The organism is Arthrobacter sp. SlRoot2-15 (assembly GCF_059739345.1).
Genome location: NZ_AP046058.1, coordinates 65,569 through 85,717 on the forward strand (window position 1 = coordinate 65,569; position 20,149 = coordinate 85,717).

Annotated in this window: 17 protein-coding genes; 8 read left to right on the plus strand and 9 right to left on the minus strand. The window is 69.0% G+C overall.

The window, feature by feature from the left end:
* The first annotated feature begins 14 nt into the window (after nt 1-14).
* Nucleotides 15-1,175: an FUSC family protein gene (locus tag AC6I9V_RS00330; RefSeq protein ID WP_497897920.1), complete on the plus strand. Its 1,161-nt coding sequence runs from the start codon at nt 15-17 to the stop codon at nt 1,173-1,175.
* Nucleotides 1,176-1,274: 99 nt separating this feature from the next.
* Here the strand turns inward: AC6I9V_RS00330 and AC6I9V_RS00335 are convergent, their stop codons facing one another.
* Genes AC6I9V_RS00335 through AC6I9V_RS00345 form a run of 3 tightly spaced genes read right to left on the minus strand, consistent with a single transcriptional unit; the run spans nt 1,275 to nt 4,906 of the window.
* The gene (locus AC6I9V_RS00335) at nt 1,275-2,189 is read right to left on the minus strand and encodes a MaoC family dehydratase (protein WP_497897921.1); all 915 of its coding nucleotides are present in this window, start codon (nt 2,187-2,189) and stop codon (nt 1,275-1,277) included.
* Entirely contained in the window at nt 2,186-3,526 is a 1,341-nt protein-coding gene (locus tag AC6I9V_RS00340) for a 3-oxoacyl-ACP reductase (protein ID WP_497897922.1), read from the minus strand. The genes AC6I9V_RS00335 and AC6I9V_RS00340 overlap by 4 nt, the downstream gene beginning before the upstream one ends.
* Before the next feature lie 9 nt (nt 3,527-3,535).
* Nucleotides 3,536-4,906 carry an acetyl-CoA C-acetyltransferase gene (locus AC6I9V_RS00345; RefSeq protein WP_497897923.1) on the minus strand — a complete coding sequence of 457 codons (1,371 nt, stop codon included), beginning with the start codon at nt 4,904-4,906 and terminating at the stop codon, nt 3,536-3,538.
* A 62-nt stretch (nt 4,907-4,968) separates the two neighbouring features.
* Here AC6I9V_RS00345 and AC6I9V_RS00350 point away from each other — a divergent pair, with 62 nt between their 5' ends.
* Nucleotides 4,969-5,661 (plus strand): TetR family transcriptional regulator, encoded by a 693-nt coding sequence (locus tag AC6I9V_RS00350; protein WP_497897924.1) that lies wholly within the window; start codon nt 4,969-4,971, stop codon nt 5,659-5,661.
* A gap of 74 nt (nt 5,662-5,735) precedes the next feature.
* On the plus strand, nt 5,736-7,877 hold the full coding sequence (locus AC6I9V_RS00355) for an acyl-CoA dehydrogenase family protein (RefSeq protein WP_497897925.1): 2,142 nt from the start codon (nt 5,736-5,738) through the stop codon (nt 7,875-7,877).
* Nucleotides 7,878-7,951: 74 nt separating this feature from the next.
* Here the strand turns inward: AC6I9V_RS00355 and glgA are convergent, their stop codons facing one another.
* Nucleotides 7,952-9,151, minus strand: a complete 1,200-nt coding sequence (glgA, locus tag AC6I9V_RS00360) for a glycogen synthase (protein ID WP_349414143.1) — start codon at nt 9,149-9,151, stop codon at nt 7,952-7,954.
* A gap of 101 nt (nt 9,152-9,252) precedes the next feature.
* On the opposite strand from glgA, the gene glgC reads away from it, so the two are divergent.
* From glgC to AC6I9V_RS00375, 3 genes are all read left to right on the plus strand, one after another.
* Nucleotides 9,253-10,671, plus strand: a complete 1,419-nt coding sequence (gene glgC, locus AC6I9V_RS00365) for a glucose-1-phosphate adenylyltransferase (RefSeq protein WP_497897926.1) — start codon at nt 9,253-9,255, stop codon at nt 10,669-10,671.
* Nucleotides 10,672-10,718: 47 nt separating this feature from the next.
* Complete coding sequence (locus tag AC6I9V_RS00370; RefSeq protein WP_497897927.1) at nt 10,719-12,212, plus strand: SDR family NAD(P)-dependent oxidoreductase; 1,494 nt, start codon at nt 10,719-10,721, stop codon at nt 12,210-12,212.
* Between the two features lie 103 nt (nt 12,213-12,315).
* Nucleotides 12,316-12,783 (plus strand): pyridoxamine 5'-phosphate oxidase family protein, encoded by a 468-nt coding sequence (locus tag AC6I9V_RS00375; protein WP_497897928.1) that lies wholly within the window; start codon nt 12,316-12,318, stop codon nt 12,781-12,783.
* A 16-nt stretch (nt 12,784-12,799) separates the two neighbouring features.
* Here AC6I9V_RS00375 and AC6I9V_RS00380 read toward each other — a convergent pair whose 3' ends face one another.
* Complete coding sequence (locus AC6I9V_RS00380; RefSeq protein ID WP_497897929.1) at nt 12,800-13,243, minus strand: universal stress protein; 444 nt, start codon at nt 13,241-13,243, stop codon at nt 12,800-12,802.
* Between the two features lie 361 nt (nt 13,244-13,604).
* On the opposite strand from AC6I9V_RS00380, the gene AC6I9V_RS00385 reads away from it, so the two are divergent.
* A complete protein-coding gene (locus AC6I9V_RS00385; protein ID WP_349414151.1) occupies nt 13,605-14,339 on the plus strand; it encodes a response regulator in 735 nt (244 codons plus the stop codon).
* Nucleotides 14,340-14,358: 19 nt separating this feature from the next.
* Here AC6I9V_RS00385 and AC6I9V_RS00390 read toward each other — a convergent pair whose 3' ends face one another.
* The gene (locus AC6I9V_RS00390; protein ID WP_497897930.1) at nt 14,359-16,059 is read right to left on the minus strand and encodes a GAF domain-containing sensor histidine kinase; all 1,701 of its coding nucleotides are present in this window, start codon (nt 16,057-16,059) and stop codon (nt 14,359-14,361) included.
* 155 nt (nt 16,060-16,214) lie between these two features.
* Between AC6I9V_RS00390 and AC6I9V_RS00395 the strand changes: the two genes are divergently transcribed.
* Nucleotides 16,215-16,700 (plus strand): pyridoxamine 5'-phosphate oxidase family protein, encoded by a 486-nt coding sequence (locus AC6I9V_RS00395; protein WP_349414154.1) that lies wholly within the window; start codon nt 16,215-16,217, stop codon nt 16,698-16,700.
* A gap of 24 nt (nt 16,701-16,724) precedes the next feature.
* Here the strand turns inward: AC6I9V_RS00395 and AC6I9V_RS00400 are convergent, their stop codons facing one another.
* The 3 genes from AC6I9V_RS00400 to AC6I9V_RS00410 are packed head-to-tail and all read right to left on the minus strand — an operon-like array spanning nt 16,725 to nt 20,090.
* Nucleotides 16,725-17,576 carry a transglutaminase family protein gene (locus AC6I9V_RS00400; RefSeq protein ID WP_497897931.1) on the minus strand — a complete coding sequence of 284 codons (852 nt, stop codon included), beginning with the start codon at nt 17,574-17,576 and terminating at the stop codon, nt 16,725-16,727.
* Nucleotides 17,573-18,499, minus strand: a complete 927-nt coding sequence (locus AC6I9V_RS00405) for an alpha-E domain-containing protein (RefSeq protein ID WP_349414158.1) — start codon at nt 18,497-18,499, stop codon at nt 17,573-17,575. The genes AC6I9V_RS00400 and AC6I9V_RS00405 overlap by 4 nt, the downstream gene beginning before the upstream one ends.
* Nucleotides 18,492-20,090, minus strand: a complete 1,599-nt coding sequence (locus AC6I9V_RS00410) for a circularly permuted type 2 ATP-grasp protein (protein WP_497897932.1) — start codon at nt 20,088-20,090, stop codon at nt 18,492-18,494. Before AC6I9V_RS00410 ends, AC6I9V_RS00405 begins: the two co-directional genes overlap by 8 nt.
* Nucleotides 20,091-20,149: the final 59 nt, after the last annotated feature.

The following is a 20,149-nucleotide window of genomic DNA, read 5'->3' on the forward strand; positions in this document are numbered from 1 at the left end:
TAGGGTGAGCCGGGATGGCAAATACAAAAGAGCACGACGCCGGCGCCCGCCCCTCGCGACTCCGCATGTTGGGACGCACCGTGGCAGGGAGTGTCTCGGCCGCCCTGCTGTGGCCACGCCTGCAGCTGGCCGCCAAGGCCGCCATCGCGGCCGGCCTGGCCTTCGCCATCGCCCCCTTTATGCCCGGGTCGGCGGCGGACTACCCTTACTACGCGCCGCTCGGTGCCCTCGTCGCCATGTACGAAAACGTCTCCGGCTCCATGCGCCAGGGGGTCCAGACGCTCGTGGGCCTGGCTATCGGCGTCGGGCTCGCCTTTATGCTCTTCAGTCTAGGCAGCCCGTCGCCGGTGACGGTCGCGATTGTGATGGGGCTCGGCGTGATCCTCGCCGGGCTGCCAAAAATCGGCTCCGGCAGCGACTGGATCCCGACGGCGGCCCTGCTGGTGCTGCTGGTCGGCGGGCACAACCCGGACCAGTTCTCCTTCGGGTACCTGCTCCAGATGGGCGTTGGCGTCAGCGTCGGCATTGTGGTGAACCTGCTGGTCTTCCCGCCGCTGCATTTCAAGGCGGCGGCGCTCAGCCTGGCCGAGCTGCGGCAGGCGCTGGCCCAACAGCTCTGGGACATGTGCAAGGCCCTCAAGGAAAACTGGCCGCCGGAGCACGAGGACTGGTCCCGCCGTTCGGAGGCGCTCGTGGCCCACACCCGCTCGGTGCGCGCCGCGGTGCAAAAGGCGGACGCGAGCCGGCGGGCAAATCCGCGGCGCCGGCTCCATCCACGCGACGTCGAGGAGGACTACCGCAACCTGCGCGACCTGGAACGGCTGACTTTCCACATCCAGGATGTGACGCAGGTGCTCGCGGACGTTATCTGGGCCACGGACCACCCCTTTGTCATCCCCGACGGGCAGGCCGCCCCCCTCGCCGACGCCATGGCCCTGGTGGGAGATGTGCTGCACGCCGCCGACGAAGAGGATGCCCAGGGGCAGGCACAGCTCATCGAGGAAGCTGACGCCGCCGTCAAGGCACTCACCGCCCGGATCGCCGCCGAGGACGAGCACCCGGGGGCCCCGAACGCCGTCGAATCGATTCTGCTGAGCCTGCACCGGATGCTGCGCGTCGTAAAGTCTGGCGGCGGCAAGCGGGAGTCGGACCCCTCCCCCGCCGGCGCCAGCTAGCCCGCCGGTCCCTCCCGCCGCGGACCCGCCCGTTCCGGCAGAAGACGGCGGCGTCCGCCCCCGGATATCCCGGTGGCGGCCGCCGTCGTATTTCATCGTCTACTTCAGTGAGGCTACCGATCCGCTGAAGTGCTTCCGCCCCGAGTGCGGGTTCCAGGCCACGTAGTCGGAGCGCTGCCACGCGCCGTCTTCGGGCTGCACCGTGCTGATGTCCAGCGCCACCCGGGCCGGCAGGAACACGGGCGCCTCGAACGCCACGTCCCAGCTGAAGGCATCGCCCTTCACGGCGCCGACGTCGGCCAGGGCCCTGGACGCGAGGTACATGCCGTGGGCGATGGAGCGGCGCATACCCAGGGCCTTCGCGCTGAGGACGCTCAGGTGGATCGGGTTGAAGTCACCGGAAACCGCTGCGTAGGCGCGCCCGGTATCGACCCCCAGCTGCCACAGTGCCGTCGGGTTCGGCACCCGGAAGGACTCCGGCACGGCGGCGGCGGTGGGCTTGTCGATGCCCGGAAGGAAGACGCCCTTGGCCAGGTAGGTGGACACGCCGCGCCAGCGGACGGTGTCCTCCCCGGCCCCGCGCACCTCGGCCACGAGATCCAGCTGGGTGCCGGAGCGGTGCCCGCGCAGGTTCTCCGCCCAGGCCCGGATGTCCAGAGCCTCGGTGAACAGCACGGGAGCGCTCTGGACCACCTTGTTCGTGAGGTGGATCATCCCCAGCAGCGGGAGCGGGAAATCGTCCCGGTTCATCACGGACATGGAGAGCGGGAACGCCAGGGCGTGGATGAATCCGGCCGGCAGCACATCGCTGGCGGACTCCCCGATCAGGTGCTGGTAGGCGGTGAGGTTCGCCACCCCGGCCTTGACGCCGCGGACCTCATGGCTGCTCCCGGGCAACACGGTGCCCGAGTGCGCACCGAGCACCCTCCGGCGCGCCGCGGTGGCGGCGGCGTTGACGTAGAGCTTGGAGAGGGACGGCATCTCCGCCAGGATGACGGGCTGCGAAGCGGTCATGCGCCCACCAGGTTCTGCCCGCAGACGCGCAGCACCTCGCCGGAGATTCCGCCTGCGGCATCGCTGGCGAGGAAGGCAATGGCCTCCGCGACGTCACCGGGCTGGCCGCCCTGCTGCAGCGAGTTGAGCCGGCGTGCCACCTCGCGGGTGGCGAACGGGATCTTGGCGGTCATCTCGGTTTCGATGAAGCCGGGGGCGACGGCGTTGATCGAGCCGTCGTGCGGTGCGAGCAGCGGCGCCGTGGCGCGGACCATGCCCATCACGCCGCCCTTGGAGGCAGCGTAGTTGGTCTGCCCCCGGTTGCCGGCGATCCCGCTGGTGGAGGCCACCGAGACGATCCGCGGCGAGTTCCGGAAGTGCTCCGAGGCCAGCAGCGCCTCGTTGATGCGAAGCTGCGCCGCGATGTTTACCGCGATCACCGAGTTCCAGCGGCCCTGGTCCATGTTGGCCAGCAGCTTGTCCCGGGTGATGCCGGCGTTGTGGATCACGATGTCCAGCCGGCCGTGGCGCTCCACGGCGTGGTCGATGATCCGCTGCCCGGCGTCCTCGCGGCTGATGTCCAGCTGCAGGGCCGTGCCCCGCACCTCGTTGGCGACCTTGGCGAGGTGGTCCCCGGCGGCAGGGATGTCGACGGCGATGATCGTGGCGCCGTCACGGTGCAGGGTGCGGGCGATGGCGGCGCCGATCCCCCGGGCCGCTCCGGTCACGACCGCGACCTTTCCTGCCAGCGGCTGCTCGACGTCGGCCGGCAGCTGCCCGGCCTCCGAGGAGACGGTGAGGAACTGGCCGTCCACAAAGGCCGAGCGGCCGGAGAGGAAGAACCGCACGGCCCCGAGCGTGCTGGGGCTGGTGGTGCGGGCGCCGTCGGCGAGCACGATGCCGTTGCCGGTGGCGCCGGCGCGCAGTTCCTTCGCCAGGGAGCGCAACAGGCCGTCGACGCCCTGCCGGGCCGCCGCGGCGGCCGGATCAGGGGCTTCTGCCGCGGCGCGGGAGATGGTGACAACGCGGGCGTTGGCAGCGAGATCCCGGATCGAGGCGGCCGTGGCGAGCACCGGCTTCTCCAGGTCCTCGGGGCGGGCGGCCTCATCAAGCACCAGGATGATGGCGCCGAGCTTTTCGCGCGGCACGGCGTGGCGGCGCACGTCGAGGCCCCAGGACAACAGGGTGGCGGCGAGCTCGTCGGCGCCGTTGCCGGCCCCCTGGACCAGGACGGGACCCGTGACCAGCGGCTGGCCGGGCTGGTGGCGCCGGAGCACCACCGGCTGCGGCAGCCCGAGCTTTTTGGCGAGGTCCTTGCCGAAGCCCCTGCTCACGAATTGGGTGTACTTGTCGGTCATGTTCTCCCCCTAGTGTGCTTCGAGAATGGCGACGACGCCCTGGCCGCCGGCGGCGCAGACGGAGATGAGCCCGCGCGCGGGGCGGCCGTCGACCTGGCCCTTGGCGTGCAGCATCTTCGCCAGCGAGGCGACGATCCGGCCGCCGGTTGCGGCGAACGGGTGGCCGGCGGCGAGGGAGGAGCCGTTGACGTTGAGTTTGGCACGGTCGACGCTGCCGAGCGCGCCGTCCAGGCCAAGGCGGGTACGGCAGAACTCCTCGTCCTCCCATGCGGCCAGGGTGCTCAGCACCGTGCCGGCGAAGGCCTCGTGGATTTCGAAGAAGTCGATGTCCTCGAAGGTCAGGCCGTGCCGTGCCAGCAGGCGCGGGACGGCGAACGCCGGGGCCATCAGCAGCCCGTCCTTGCCGTGCACAAAGTCGACGGCGGCAGCCTCGCCGTCGAGCACCGTGGCGAGCTTGGGCAGGTCGTGGGCGTCGGCCCAGTCCTCGGAGGCGAGCAGCACGGTGGAGGCACCGTCGGTGAGCGGGGTGGAGTTCCCTGCCGTCATGGTCGCTTTGGCCCCGAGGTTCTTGCCGAAGACGGGCTTGAGGGTGGCGAGCTTTTCCAGCGTTGTGTCCGGGCGGAGGTTGGAGTCCTTGCTGAGGCCGCGGTAGGGGGTGAGCAGCTCGTCGAAGAAGCCGGCGTCGTAGGCGGCGGCGAGGTTGCGGTGGCTGTTGTAGGCCAGTTCGTCCTGGGCCTCGCGGGTGATCTTCCACTGCGCGGTGGTGAGGGCCTGGTGTTCGCCCATGGAGAGCCCGGTCCGGGGCTCGCCGGTGTTGGGGGCGTCCGGGGCGAGGTCCTTGGGCCGGAGGCGGCTCAGCACCTGGAGCCGCTGCGGCAGGGTCTTGGCACGGCTAAGGTCCAGCAGGACCTCGCGCAGGCCTTCGCTGACCGCGATGGGGGCATCGGAGGCGGAGTCGACGCCGCCGGCGATGGCGGAGTCGATCTGGCCCAGCTTGATCTTGTTCGCGAGGCCCAGCACGGTCTCCAGGCCGGTGGCGCAGGCCTGCTGCAGGTCGTAGGCCGGGGTTTCGGCGGAGAGCGCCGAACCGAGCACCGCCTCGCGGGTGAGGTTGAAGTCACGGGAGTGTTTGAGCACCGCTCCGGCGGCAACTTCGCCGATCCGTTCGTCCTGGAGGCCGAACCGGGCGATCAGCCCGTCCAGGGCCGCGGTGAGCATGTCCTGGTTGGAGGACTTAGTGTAGGCGCCGCCGGTCCGGGCGAAGGGGATGCGGTTACCGCCGACCACAACGGCCTTGCGGAGCTGCGGAGCTGCGGTGGATCCCGCGGCCGGGGCGGCGGTGTCCTTCGGTCCGGTTGCGGACGTTCCGTGGTCAGGCATGTGCTGTCTCCTTTGATCAAAGCGGGTTACTGATACCCAGCGTACCTGATACGCTGGGTATCGTGAACAACCCTCAGCCAGATCCTGCCCCCGGCGGTGCAGCCGTCGACGGACGCGCCTCCCGCTGGCAGTCCCACCGTGAGGAGCGGCGCCGCGAGCTGATCAAGTCCGCGCGGAGGGCCGTGCATGCACTCGGCAGCGAGGCATCGATGGAGGACATCGCGGCCGCGGCCGGAACCTCCAAATCGGTGTTCTACCGCTACTTCGGCGACAAGGCCGGCCTGCAGCAGGCGGTCGGCGAAGTGGTCCTGAATCAGATGCAGCGGCGGATCCAGGAGGCGGCGCAGAGCGCGCAGACCCCGCGCGAGGGCCTGTTCGCGATGGTCTCCGCCTACCTGCAGATGGCCGAGACCAGCCCGAACGTCTACACCTTTGTGACCCGCTACGCGCCCGGCGAGGCTGAAAGCCACAATGGCTCGATCAGCACGGCCGGCGCGCTGGGCCACTTCTTCGCCGCGATCAGCGAGATGATCGCGCTGCCCATGCGGCACCAGCTGCGCGCGGTCCCCGGCAAGGAGGCCGTGATCGGCTACTGGCCCAACGCCGCGATCGGGCTGGTCCGCAACGCCGGCGAGCAGTGGCTCGCCAGCCCGGACTCCCCCGCCAAACCCGGCCAGGAAGCCATGGCCCGCCAGATCACCGACTGGCTTTGTTTCGGCATCGCCCCGGAAATCCAGAACCCGCCGGCCCCGTAGCCGGACGCCCCCCCGCCCAGTACCAGACCACCAACTGCCAGAACCACAATGTCAGCGCCAACGAAGGAATCGACATGACTGAACTAGCCGACCGCTCCGCAGGCCACACCACCTCCGCCGCCCCTGCGTCCCGCACCCCGGCGGCCGCGCCCGCGGCTGGAGCACCCGCCGTCGACGTCGCCGCCCTCGGCGAACAGCTGCTGGGCAAGTGGGCCGCCGTCCGCCGGCAGGCACGCGAACTGGCCGGCCGGCCGGAGCTCTACAAGACCGAGGGACTCACCCACACCGAGCACCGCCAACGGGCGTTCGGGCAGCTCAAGATCCTCGTGGACAACGGCGCCGTGCACCGCGCGTTCCCCGTCGCCGTCGGCGGCGCGGATGAACACGGCGCCAACGTCGCCGGCTTCCAGGAGCTCGTCATCGCAGACCCGTCGCTCCAGATCAAGGCGGGCGTGCAGTGGGGCCTGTTCGGCTCCGCCGTGAACCACCTCGGCACCGAGGAGCACCACGCGAAGTGGCTGCCCGGCATCATGAGCCTGGACATTCCCGGCTGCTTCGCCATGACCGAGACCGGCCACGGCTCGGACGTCGCCAGCATCGCCACCACCGCCACCTACGACCCGGCCACCGAGGAGTTCGTGGTGCACACGCCCTTCCGCGCCGCCTGGAAGGACTACATCGGCAACGCCGCGAACGACGGCCTCGCCGCCGTCGTCTTCGCCCAGCTGATCACCAACGGCGTCAACCACGGTGTGCACGCCTTCTACATGGAGCTCCGCGACCCGGAGACCAAGGAGTTCCGGCCCGGCATCGGTGGCGAGGACGACGGCGTCAAGGGCGGCCTGAACGGCATCGACAACGGCCGGCTGCACTTCACCCAGGTCCGGATCCCGCGGACGAACCTGCTCAACCGCTACGGCAACGTTGACGCCGACGGGACCTACACCTCCCCGATCGCCAGCCCCGGCCGGCGCTTCTTCACCATGCTGGGCACCCTGGTCCAGGGCCGGGTCTCGCTCGACGGCGCCGCCGTGACCGCGTCCAAGCTGGCCCTCAAGACCGCCATCCAGTACGCCTCCGAGCGCCGGCAGTTCAACGCGTCCTCCGCCACGGACGAGGAAGTCCTGCTGGACTACCAGCGGCACCAGCGCCGGCTGTTCACCCGGCTCGCCACCACCTACGCCGCGAGCTTCGCCAGCGAACAGCTGCTGCAGAAGTTCGATGACGTCTTCTCCGGCCGGAACGACACCGACGAGGACCGCCAGGACCTCGAAACGCTGGCCGCTGCCCTCAAGCCGCTGAGCACCTGGCACGCCCTCGACACGCTGCAGGAATGCCGCGAGGCCTGCGGCGGCGCCGGCTTCCTGATCGAGAACCGCTTCGCGTCGCTGCGGGCCGACCTCGACGTCTACGCCACCTTCGAGGGCGACAACACGGTGCTGCTGCAGCTCGTCGCGAAGCGCCTGCTGGCCGACTACGCCAAGGAGTTCCGCAACGTGGACTTCGGGGTGCTGGCCCGCTACGTCGTCGGCCAGGCCACCGGCGCAGCCATTCACCGCACCGGCCTGCGCGGCGTCGCCCAGTTCGTGGCGGACTCCGGCTCGGCGCAGAAGGCGGCCACCGCCATCAAGGATGAGGCCGGCCAGCGCGCCCTGCTCACCGAGCGGGTCCAGGCCATGGTGGCCGAGGTCGGCGCCGCGCTCAAGGGAGCGAACAAGCTGCCGCAGCACCAGGCCGCCGCGCTGTTCAACAGCCACCAGAACGAGCTCATCGAGGCGGCCCAGGCGCACGCGGAACTGCTCCAGTGGGAGGCCTTCACCGAGGCCCTGGGCCAGGTGGCCGACCCCGGCACCAAGGCGGTCCTGACGTGGCTGCGCGACCTGTTCGGCCTGTCCCTGATCGAGAAGAACCTGTCCTGGTACCTGATGAACGGCCGCCTCTCGATGCAGCGGGCCCGCACCGTGGGCGAGTACATCAACCGGCTGCTCGTGAAGATCCGCCCGCACGCGCTGGATCTGGTGGACGCCTTCGGCTTCGGCCCGGAGCACCTCCGCGCCGCGATCGCCACCGGGGCGGAGAAGGCCCGCCAGGACGAGGCCCGCGAGTTCTTCAGGGTCCAGCGCGCCAGCGGCGAGGCCCCGCTGGACGAGAAGATCCTGCTCGCCCGCACCGTCCTCGAGGCCAAGCCGCAGAAAGCCGGGTCCCGCCGGGGCTGAGCAAAACCACCGCACGACGACGGCGCCGCCCCTGAATTGGGGCGGCGCCGTCGTCGTTGTGGCGTGCTGGTCAGTTACTGCGGGAGGACCGAGCGGTAGACCTCAAGGGTGGTTTCCGTGATGGATTCCCAGGAGAAGTGCGCCTCGGCCCGGCGGCGGCCGGCCTCGCCCATCGCGCGGGCGCGGGCCGGGTCGGAGACCACCTCGGTCAGGGCCGCGGCGAATTCCGTGACGAACTTCTCTGGATCCAGCGGCGTGCCGGTGCCGTCCGTGACCTGCTCGAGCTGCACCAGCAGGCCGGTTTCGCCGTGCTGGACCACCTCGGGGATGCCGCCCGTGGCGCTGGCCACAACGGCCGCGCCGCAGGCCATGGCCTCCAGGTTCACGATCCCGAGCGGCTCGTAGATGGACGGGCAGGCAAACGCCGTGGCGTGGCTGAGGACCTGGATCAGCTCGTGGCGCGGCAGCATCCGCTCCACCAGGACCACGCCGCTGCGCTGGCCCTGCAGTTCCTCGATCAGCCGGGCCGTCTCCGCGGCGAGCTCCGGGGTGTCCGCCGCGCCCAGGCACAGCACCAGCTGCACGTCGGCGGGCAGCTTGGCGGCGGCCCGCAGCAGGTACGGCACGCCCTTCTGCCGGGTGTTGCGGCCCACAAAGACGACGCTCGGCCGCGCCGGGTCGATCCCCAGGGCCCGGACCACGTCCTCGCCCTCGTCGCGGTTCCAGAGGCTCACGTCGATGCCGTTGTGCACCACGCGGACCTTGGCCGGATCCACGTCCGGGTAGCTGCGCAGGATGTCCTGCCGCATCCCCTCGGAGACGGCAATGATCGCGGCGGCGGATTCGTAGGCGGTCTTCTCCACCCAGGAGGAGAGCGCGTACCCGCCGCCGAGCTGTTCGGCCTTCCAAGGCCGCAGCGGCTCCAGGCTGTGCGCGCTGAGCACGTGCGGGATGCCGTGCAGCAGCGAGGCAAGGTGCCCGGCCATGTTGGCGTACCAGGTGTGCGAGTGCACAAGGTCCGCGCCGGCGATGTCCGGAACGATCCGCAGGTCCACGCCGAGGGTTTGCACCGCGGCGTTGGCGCCCGCCAGGTCCTCCGGCACCGGATAGGAGGTGACGGTGGCCCCGTGGTAGTCCGGAGCGCGCTCCGCGCCGAAGGCGCGCACCTGCAGCTCCACCCGCTGGGCCAGCACCCGGCTGAGTTCGGCCACGTGGACGCCGGCGCCCCCATAGATTTCGGGCGGAAATTCCTTGGTCACAATGTCTATTCGCACAAACCCCAAGGTAGTCGTTCCGGCTGATCTGTTCTAGTGTGAAGAGGTCCGGGCACACCGGACAGTTTTGGGGAGCAACGAAGGCGTTCAGGAGCGATCACATGCCGCAGCAGAAGAAAGTCTTGGCCATTGTCCTCGCAGGTGGCGAGGGGAATAGGTTGATGCCGTTGACGGCCGACCGGGCCAAGCCGGCCGTTCCGTTCGCCGGGAGTTACCGGCTTATTGATTTCGCCCTTTCCAACCTGGTCAATTCCCGGTATTTGCAGATTGTGGTCCTGACGCAATACAAATCCCACAGCCTTGACCGGCACATTTCCGAAACATGGCGCATGTCCACCCAGCTGGGCAACTACATCGCCTCCGTGCCCGCGCAGCAGCGGGTGGGCAAGAGCTGGTTCCTCGGCAGCGCCAACGCCATCTACCAGTCCCTGAACCTGATCCACGACGCCAACCCGGACATCGTCGTCGTGGTCGGCGCGGACCACGTCTACCGCATGGACTTCGCGCAGATGGTCGCACAGCACGTCGCCAGCGGCGCCAAGGCAACCGTGGCCGCCGTGCGCCAGCCGCTGCACATGGCCGACCAGTTCGGCGTGATCGAGGTGGACCAGGAGAACCCCGAAAAGATCGCGGCGTTTGTGGAGAAGCCCTCCTCAACGCCGGGGCTCGCCGCGGATCCCAGCCAGTTCCTGGCCTCCATGGGCAACTACGTGTTCAACGCGGACGCTCTCGTGGAGGCGCTGCACGTCGACGCCGAACGGCTCGACACCAAACACGACATGGGCGGAGACATCATCCCGTACTTCGTCGACCAGGGTGAGGCCGGGGTCTACGACTTTACCCTCAACGACATCCCTGGCTCGACCGAGCGCGACCGCACCTACTGGCGCGACGTCGGCACCATCGACTCGTTCTACGACGCCCACATGGACCTGATCTCCCCCGTGCCGGTCTTCAACCTGTACAACTCCGAGTGGCCCATCTACACCCGCCAAAGCATCTCCCCGCCGGCCAAGTTCGTCCGCGGCGAGGGCAGCACCGTGGGCACGGCGCTGGATTCGATCGTGGCCAGCGGCGTGGTGATCTCCGGCGGCATCGTGGAGGGCTCGGTGCTCTCCAACGACGTCTACGTCGGCACGGCCAGCCGGGTGCTCGACTCCGTATTGATGGACAAGGTGCAGGTCGGGGCCGGCGCCGTTATCAAGCGCGCCATCGTCGACAAGAACGTCCGGATTCCCGCCGGCGCCGCTATCGGCCTGGACCCGGACCTGGACCGCGCCCGCGGCTTCAAGGTCACCGACTCCGGCATCACCGTCCTGGCCAAGGGCCAGAACGTTCCCGAGCCCGGCGACGCCGAGCGCGAACTGTCCGCGGCCAACCTCTACCTGGTGCCCAACGCCGTCAAGACGGCCACCGAGAACTGGCCGGCCGGACGCGAGACCGTGGAGAAGGTCGGCGAGGTGCACGCCGCCGCCGTCGGCGTCGAACCGCCCGGGGCATCCACCAGCCAGGCCCGCTGAGAGCGCCTGGTCGGGCCGCGGCCCGGCCAGGCTGTAAAATTGGCCCAATGAGCTCCCCCGATCTGCCCCCCGCCCCGGCCAGTGACGAGCCGGCCGCGGCTGACTTGACCCCGGCGGAAATCGCCGCCTGCCTCAAGGTCCTGAACAGCATCCACGTCTATGACGAGGAACACCCGGACTACGTGTCGATCCGGCGCGCAACCGGGAAGATGTTCAAGGCAGTCAAGCGCCACCGCCGGGTCGCCAAGCGGGACCTCATCGCGGAGGCTGACCGCGCCGTGATCGCCCAGACCGCGACCGCGGCTCCGGACCGGATCGACGACGAGACGCGCGGCAACAAGCTGGCGCCCTCGGCCACCGGCGAGGTAGCCGGGCACCTGATCCGGTCCCGGCCCTGCTACATCTGCAAGCAGCACTACACGCAGGTGGATGCCTTCTACCACCAACTCTGCCCCGAGTGTGCGCTCTTCAGCCACAGCAAACGCGACGCCCGGACAGACCTGACCGGCCGGCGGGCGCTGCTCACCGGCGGGCGGGCCAAGATCGGCATGTACATCGCGCTGCGGCTGCTGCGCGACGGCGCCCACACCACCATCACCACACGCTTCCCGAAGGACGCCGCCCGCCGTTTCGCCGCCATGGAGGACAGCGCGGACTGGCTGCACCGGCTGCGGATCGTGGGCATCGACCTGCGCGACCCGTCGCAGGTCATGGCGCTGACGGACTCCCTCGATGCCGCCGGGCCGCTGGACATCATCATCAACAACGCAGCGCAGACGGTCCGCCGCTCGGGCAACGCCTACAAGCCGCTGGTCGACGCCGAGGACGAGCCGCTGCCGGCGGAGCTGCAGGCGGCCAACGGCGGTCCCGAGCTGGTCACCTTCGGCCACGCCCACGACAAACACCCGCTGGCCCTGGCCAGCTCGGTCCTGGAGCACCCGGTGCTGGCCGGGGACGCCGTCACCTCGCTGGCGCTGTCCACCGGTTCCGCGTCGCTGGAACGGATCGCCGCCGGCACCGCCATCGATGCGGGCGGGCTCGTGCCGGACCTGGCCACCATCAACAGCTGGACCCAGGTGGTGGACGAGGTGGACCCGCTGGAAATGCTTGAGGTGCAGCTCTGCAACGTCACCGCGCCGTTCTTGCTGGTCAGCCGGCTCCGCGGCGCCATGAAGCGCTCCACTGTACGCCGGAAGTACATCGTCAACGTCAGCGCCATGGAGGGCCAGTTCTCCCGCGCCTACAAGGGCCCGGGGCACCCGCACACCAACATGGCCAAGGCCGCCTTGAACATGATGACGCGCACCTCCGCGAAGGAGATGCTTGAGGCCGACGGCATCCTGATGACCGCCGTCGACACCGGCTGGATCACGGACGAGCGGCCGCATTACACGAAGGTCCGGCTGATGGAGGAGGGCTTCCACGCCCCGCTGGACCTCGTCGACGGCGCCGCCCGGGTCTACGATCCGATCGTGATGGGCGAGTCGGGCGAGGACCAGTACGGCGTCTTCCTGAAGGACTACAAGCCCAGCCCCTGGTGAAGCCGGCCCGGCCCGCCAGGCGCAGGCCTAGCAGAGCGCCCGCGCAGCCGCCACGGGCCTAATGGCCCTAATGGGGGCCGGGAGCCGTCCGTAACGTGGAGCTGTGAACACGACGACGCCCCAGCCGAATTTCCAGCTGTCCATCGACCAATGCTGGGTGCTGCTCGACAGCGAGGTGGTGGGGCGGATCGCGCTGATCGTGGACGGACACCCGGAGGTCTTCCCAGTCAACTTTGTCCTGCAGCGCCGCTCGATCGTGTTCCGCACGGCCGGCGGCACGAAGCTCTGGGGCGCCATCACGGCCAAACCGGTGGCTTTTGAGATCGACGGTTACGACGCGCATGAGCAGACGGCCTGGAGTGTCGTCGCCCGCGGCGAGGCCGAGCTGATCGACGACCAGGCCGAGAAGGACGGGGTGGATGCGTTGCTCCTGGAGCCGTGGCAGCCGGGCGAAAAGAACTACTACGTCCGCCTCGCCCCGAAAGCCCTGACCGGACGCCGCTTCAAGGTCAACAACCCGGACGTGTGGAACACCCGCCTTGCCGACCCGCGGCGGGCGTCCTTCGAATAAGGCTCCGGGGCCGGCCCTAGCGTTTCTCGGGGGTGTGGACCACCAGGACCGGGCAGTGCGCGTGGGCCACCAGGGCGGAGCTCACCGATCCCAGCAGCAGGCCGCCGAAGCCGCCGTGCCCGCGCCGGCCCAACACCAGCAGGTCGGCGTCGCGGCTCTCCTCGATCAGCGTGTGGCGCGGGTGGCCCTGCACCAGCCGGGTTTCCACGTTGGCCGGCGTGTCCGCGCCCAAGGCCTTGGCGACGGTCTCGGCCAGGATCTCCCCCGCGCGGACGTCGAAATCGTCGATGCCCATCGCAATGTAGCCGTCGTAGACCGGGGGAACGTCCCAGCAGGCCAACGCGACGACCTTGGCCGAGAGCGGCAGCGCCAGCCGCTGGGCCTGCCGGAGTGCCTCCACCGACGCATCCGATCCGTCGACGCCGACCACAATGGTCCGGATGTCCGTAGCCTCGCCCATGACTGATCCCTTCGTCGTGCCCCAGCAGCGCGTAGCTCAACACTTTATCCCCCGTCCGCGGCAAGCTAGGGCCGAAAGTCACGGCGACGCCGCCGCGTCCTAAGCTCCGTAGGCCGAACGACCCTTGTTGGCCAGCGCCGGATGGTCCGAGAATTGCGGTGCGCGGCAAAGAAATATTCGAGCTGCGCGGTCGATGCGGACGATTTGTTGCCACAATGGAATTCACGACGCCACTGCTTATTCAGGGACCGGCAAGCGGGTCCCGCACAAGAGGTACGGACGCGGTCTGCCACAGACCTGCAACGCGGGCTGGGGAGCTCCGTGGGAAAAGTGGCAACGTCGGCGCCCGGACGGGAGAATCATGATTGCCTGGGCAGATGCCGGTCTCACTGCAGCCGAAGGCCATCCGGCCGTAATCCGCGTGTTCATCCTCGATGACCACGAACTTGTCCGCCGCGGCCTCCAGGAACTGCTGGAGGGCGAAGGCTTCCTCGTGGTCGGCAGCTCCGGATCGGCCGTGGAGGCCACCCGGCGCATTCCGGCGCTACACCCGGACGTCTGTGTCCTGGATGCCCGCCTGCCCGACGGCACCGGAATCGAAGTCTGCCGGGACGTGCGCTCCGTGGACCCCTCCCTGAACTGCATCATCCTCACCAGCTTCGACGACGAACAGGCCCTCCGCGGTGCGGTCCTCGCCGGCGCCTCGGGCTACGTGCTGAAAGAGATCGGCGGCACCGACCTGATCGGGGCCTTGCGGCGTGCCGCGGCCGGGGAATCGTTGTTCGACGACGGCGTGGCCGCCGGAATCGTGGACAGCATGGTGGAGACCGAGGAGGTCGACCCGCGGACCGCGGCCCTGACCCCGCAGGAACGCCGGGTGCTGGAGCTGGTCGGCGGCGGCCTCACCAACCGCCAGATCGCGGCTGAGATGTTCCTGGCCGAAAAGACGGTGAAAAACTACGTCTCCTCGCTCCTGGCCAAGCTGGGCTTCGAACGCCGCACGCAGGCGGCCGTCTTCATCGCCAGTCCGGCCGCAGCGGGGGCTCCGGCCGCCGGGGCGGCGCCCGAGGGCAGCCGGCAACACAGCGTACGCTGACCGGCAGCTCCCCTGCGGGTCAGAGCGGCACGGACCATTCCACGCTGGTGCCGGCATCCGGGGCCGTGGTGATGGTGCACTGGCCGTCCAGCATCCGCGCGCGGTCCTCCAGGTTGGCCAGGCCGTTGCGTTCCAGGGAGGCGTCAAAGCCGGAGCCGTTGTCCGTGATGACCACCGTGACCTGGCCCTTGATAACGGCGACGGACACGGCGATCGTGTCCGCACCGGAGTGCCGGATGGCGTTGCTCAGACCCTCGGAGACCACGGCCACCACGTTGTCCGCTTTGTCCGGCGTCACGGCGTCCACCGGTCCGGTCAGCGTCAGTCGGGGTGTAAAGGGCATTGACTTGGCCGAGCTGCGGGTGACGCGGCGGATCCTGCCGCTAAGCAGTTCAGTTTCGCCGTTGCTGCTCTTGAGCGAGTAGATGGTGTCCCGCAGGCTGCGGATCGCCTCATCCAGCTCGCCGGTGATATTGCGGATCCGCTCGGTCGCGAGCTCGTCCTTGGTATATCTGGTCAGGCTTTGCACGCTCAGGCCGGCAGCGAAAAGCCGCTGGATGACCAGGTCGTGCAGGTCCCGGGCGATCCGGTCGCGGTCGGTGAAGACCAGCAGCTCCTCGCGGAGCCGGTGGACGCGGGCAAGTTCCAGGGACAGGGCCACGTGCGACCCAAAGACGGCACCCATCTCGATATCGGTCCGGGTGTAGCGGAGGTCCTCGGGGTCCCGCGCGAGCAGCAGCAGGCCGTGGTGGGCGCCCTGGGTGCTCAGGGCGACCGCGAGCAGCGGTCCCAGGCTGCCGCCGTCGTCAATGCCGTCGAACACCCCGGCGGGGTTGTCCAGCATCAACGGTTCACCGCCGGCGAGCACGTCCTGCAGCTCGGGCGCGTCAAGGGGCAGCACCCCGCCGGAGAAGGCCGCGGCGCGCTCGCCCGCGGCGCCGGCGACGATGTAGCCGGGCCCGGACACCGCCGGGGCCACAATGAGGGCCAGTTTGGATTCGGATTCCTGCAGCGCCCGGGCGGCGATCGGATCGAGGCCGCCAGCGGTGTAGTCCCGGTCGCTGCCGAGCATCAGCCCGGAGACATCCATGCAGGCTTCGAGCCAGCGGGCGCGGCGGCGGGCGTCGTCGTAGAGTTTGGCATTTTCGATCGCGACGCCGGCGGCGGCGGCCAATGCCATCGCCAGGCCCTCATCCTCGTCGCTGAAGTCCCCGCCGCCCTCCTTCTCGGTCAGGTAAAGGTTGCCGAACACCGTGTCGCGGACCCGGATGGGCACACCCAGAAAGGACCGCATCGGCGGGTGATGGGCAGGGAACCCGACCGATTCCGGATGCTGGCCAAGGTCCTGGAGACGCAATGGCCGGGGGGTCGTGACGACGACGCCGAGCACCCCGCGACCTGAGGGCAGCAGGCCGATCTTGTCGGCGAGTTCGCTGTCAATCCCGACCGTGATGAAATGGCTCAGGGTGAGATTTTCTCCCATGACGCCAAGGGCGCCGTACCGGGCGTGCAAGAGATGGCAGGCGGACTGCACCACGCGTTCCAGCACAGCGTCGAGGCTGAGGTCCTCCGCGAGGGCAACAACGGCTTCGAGCAGGCCGGCCATGCGCTCCCGTGACTGCAGCAGCTCGCCGCCGTGGGACACCAGATCCTTGAGTAGGTCTTCAACTTTTGTGTTGCCGGATCTCACCGTCTCCCGGCCTGCATCGACAGAATCCATCTGACCCCAATTCTCACGACGTACATCCGCGCCGATGACGTGTTGCCAGAATACCCCGATCCCTTCTAAACGGACCCAAAAGGGCCGGGGATTGTTACGGCTGCGGGCCGTTGGCCCCTAGCCCGCCCGGCTCTGCCTGACGTAGGCTCCTCGCCATGAGCACTGATCCGAAACCAGCCGCCAATCAGCCCCATGCAGTCGAAAACCTGGACAACCACGAATGCTGGAGGCTGCTGCGCAGCGTCACGGTGGGCCGGATGGCCGTGTGGGTGGACGACCACCCGGACATCTTCCCGATCAACTACAAGGTGGACCACGGCACCCTCGTGTTCCGCACTGCCGAAGGTACCAAGCTGCACGCCGCGACAGGCGACACCCCTGTGGCCGTCGAGGCCGACGGCGTGGACTCGGACAGCGGCATCGCCTGGAGTGTGGTGGTCAAGGGCCAGGCCGCCGCGGTGAAGAACCAGGAGGAAGTCATGGACACCGTGGGGCTCCTGCTGTTCCCGTGGCAGGCGGGGAAGAAGGAGCACTTCGTCCGGATTACACCGGACAACATCACCGGCCGGCGGTTCAAGATCGTCCCGCCGCTGACGTGGTGGACGCCGCTGGATGACGCCACCCGCTCCGGCCTCGAATAGGCGAGCCCACGCCGGCGGGCCGGCTCAGGCCAGGCGGGTGATCTCCACGGTGACCGCGAGTGCCGACCCGCCGCCGCCGGACAGGATGCCCTTCAACGGCGGCACGTCGCGGTAGTCGCGGCCGCGGGCCACCGTGACGTGGAAGTCCCCGGCGGGCTTATGGTTCGTCGGATCCCAGCTGCGCCATTCGCCGTCCCACCATTCCAGCCACGCGTGCGACTGCCCGGCGACGGTCTCACCGAGCTCCGCCGTCGAACGCGGGTGCAGGTAACCGGAGACGTAGCGGGCCGGGATCCCGCAGCTGCGCAGCGCCCCGATCGCGAGGTGCGCGAGGTCCTGGCAGACGCCCTGGCGCTGATTCCAGGCCTCTTCGGCGTTAGTGGTGACGCCGGTGGAACCCTTCATGTAGCTCATCTCGCCGCGCATCCACTCGAAGACCGCCATGGCGGCCTCGTGCGGGTTACGCCCGGCGACCACGCCGGGGACGATCCCGAGCACCTCGGCGCCGGGGCCGGTGAGCTGGGACTGCGGGATCCAGTCGCTGTACTGGTTGAGCGTTTCCGGGGCGGACAGAACGTCCCAGCCCACGATGTCGGCCTCCGCGGGGATCCGCTCCACCCGGTGCACCTCCACCGTGGTGGTGGCGAGGACGTCCAAGTGGTCGTGCGGCATCTGCATGTCGAAGGCCGTCACGCGGGTGCCCCAGTAGTCGCGGTAGCTGCTGATCGCCGCCTGCGACGGCGAGACCTTCATGGAGGACTCCAGCACCACCTGCTGCGGGTCCGTCAGCGGCGTCATCCGGGCCTCGTTGTAGGAGAGGGTGACGCGTTTGTTGTATTTGTACGCGGTCCTGTGGGTGATGCTGAGCCGGGTCATGAAACTTCTCCCACCCAGGCCAGTTCGTCTGCCTGATTGAAGTACTTACGGGAAATGGCGTCCGAGGCCTGCGAGACGGCCTTCTGCACGCGTTCCATGTGCTCGGGCAGTTCGGACATCAGGTCGTCGGTGCGGTGGAACTCCAGGAACGTCCGGGCCTGGCCCACGATCCGGCGGGCGTCGTTGATAAAGCCGACGCGCTGGGCCGAGGGGTCCAGTTTGGCGAGGCACTCATCGGCGTCGCGCAGGGCGTACACGATGGAGCGGGGGAACAGCCGGTCCAGCAGCAGGAACTCGGCTGCGTGCTGGTCGCCGAAGGCGGCCCGGCGCGTGCGCAGGAACGACTCGTAGGCGCCGGCGCAGCGGAGCATGTTAACCCAGGACATGCCGGCCGAAAGCACGTCGCGGGTGGAGAGCATCCGCGCCGTCATGTCCGCCCGTTCCAGCGAGCGGCCCAGGACCAGGAACAGCCAGCTTTCGTCGTGGCTGACCGTCGTGTCCGCGAGGCCGCTGACCATGGCGGTACGCTCCAGGACCCAGTTGCAGAACCGGTAGGTACCCACCACGTCCTTGCGGTGCTGGTTCAGCCCGTAGTAGGTGGTGTTCAGGCTCTCCCAGAGCCCCGAGGACACGGTCTCCCGGGCGCGCCGGGCGTTCTCCCGCGCGGCACCGAGCGACCCGGCGATCGACGTGGCGCTCTGCTTGTCGTAGGCCAGGGCGTGCAGCAGCTCGTCCAGGCCGAAGTCCTCGGACTGCGGCCGGGCGCCCATCACGGCGAGGAGTTCCTGCGCGACGCTGCGCTGTTCCTCCATCGGCAGGTGGTTCAGGCGTTCGAGGTGGACGTCGAGGATCCGAGCGGTGCCGTCGGCCCGCTCCACATAGCGGCCGATCCAAAACAGGGACTCGGCAATACGGCTAAGCATTCGCGGCTACCTCCTGCGCGTCAGAACTCTGCTGCTGTTGCTGCTGCTCTTTCTGGCTGTCGCGCCAGTTGCTTTCCACCGGCCAGACGGACACCCGTTCGCGAACCGTGATGGCAGGCCGCGGGATGACCTCGACGGGAACCTGCGGGGAATCGGCGAGCACCCAGGTGTCCTTGGAGCCGCCGCCCTGGCTGGAGTTCACGATCAGCGAGCCTTCCTTCAGCGCCACCCGGGTGAGCCCGCCGGGCAGGACCCAGACGTCGTCGCCGTCGTTCACGGCAAAGGGGCGCAGGTCCACGTGCCGCGGTCCGAACTTGTCGCCGCTGAGGGTGGGCACAGTGGAGAGCTGGAGCACCGGCTGGGCGATCCAGCCGCGCGGGTCGGCAATAATGCGCTTGCGCAGGGCCTCGAGTTCGTCCTTGGACGCGTCCGGGCCGATCACCAGGCCCTTGCCGCCGGAGCCGTCGACGGGTTTGACCACCAGCTCATCGAGCCGGTCCAGCACGTGTTGGCGGGCTTCCTTCTCCTCGAGCCGGAAGGTGTCCACGTTGGCGATCACGGGCTCTTCGCCCAGGTAGTAGCGGATCAGGTCCGGCACGTAGCTGTAGACCAGCTTGTCGTCTGCGACGCCGTTGCCCACGGCGTTCGCGATCGTGACGCCGCCGGCGCGGGCGGCGTTGACGAGTCCGGGGCAGCCGAGCATGGAGTCGGAGCGGAACTGCAGCGGGTCCAGGAACTCGTCGTCGATGCGTTTGTAGATCACGTCCACCCGCTGCTCACCGGCGGTGGTGCGCATGTAGACGCGGTTGCCGCGGCAGATCAGGTCGCGACCCTCCACCAGTTCCACGCCCATCAGGCCCGCCAGCAGGGTGTGCTCGAAGTAGGCGCTGTTGAACACGCCGGGGGTCAGGACCACCACGGTGGGATCGTCGACGCCGGACGGCGCAGTCTTGCGCAGCGCGGACAGCAGCCGGCGGGGGTATTCCTCCACCGGGCGGATCAGCTGCTGGCCGAAGGCCTCGGGCAGGCCCTTGGCCATGGCACGGCGGTTCTCCAACACGTAACTGACGCCGGAGGGCACTCGCACGTTGTCCTCGAGGACCCGAAACGTTCCGGCGGCGTCGCGGACGACGTCGATGCCGGAAATGTGGACGCGGACGCCGCCGGCCGGCTCGAAGCCGTGGACCTGGCGGTGGAAATGCGCGCTGGTGGTGACGAGCTGGCGCGGGATCACGCCGTCGGAGACTACCGTCATTTTGTCGTAGACGTCGTTGAGGAAGGCCTCCAGGGCCCGCACCCGCTGCGCCACACCGCGTTCGAGCACGGTCCACTCGTCGGCCGGGATCACCCGGGGGACGATGTCCAGCGGGAAAGGCCGTTCCTCCCCCGCGAAGTCGAAGGTGACGCCGCGGTCCAGGAACGTCCGTGCCATCGAGTCCGCACGCGCCGTGACGTCGGCCAGCGAGAGCTCCCGCAGCGCCCCGGCAACCTGGCCGTAGGAGCGCCGGGCTTCCTGGCCCGGGGCAAACATCTCGTCGTAGGCGCCGCTTCGGCCGGCAGCCTCTGAGTAATCCTCAAAAAGGTCAGACATGCCCATAAGCCAACCATCTTTTCGTTACGAAATCATTTCGGCACCTCCCGCGGGGCGTG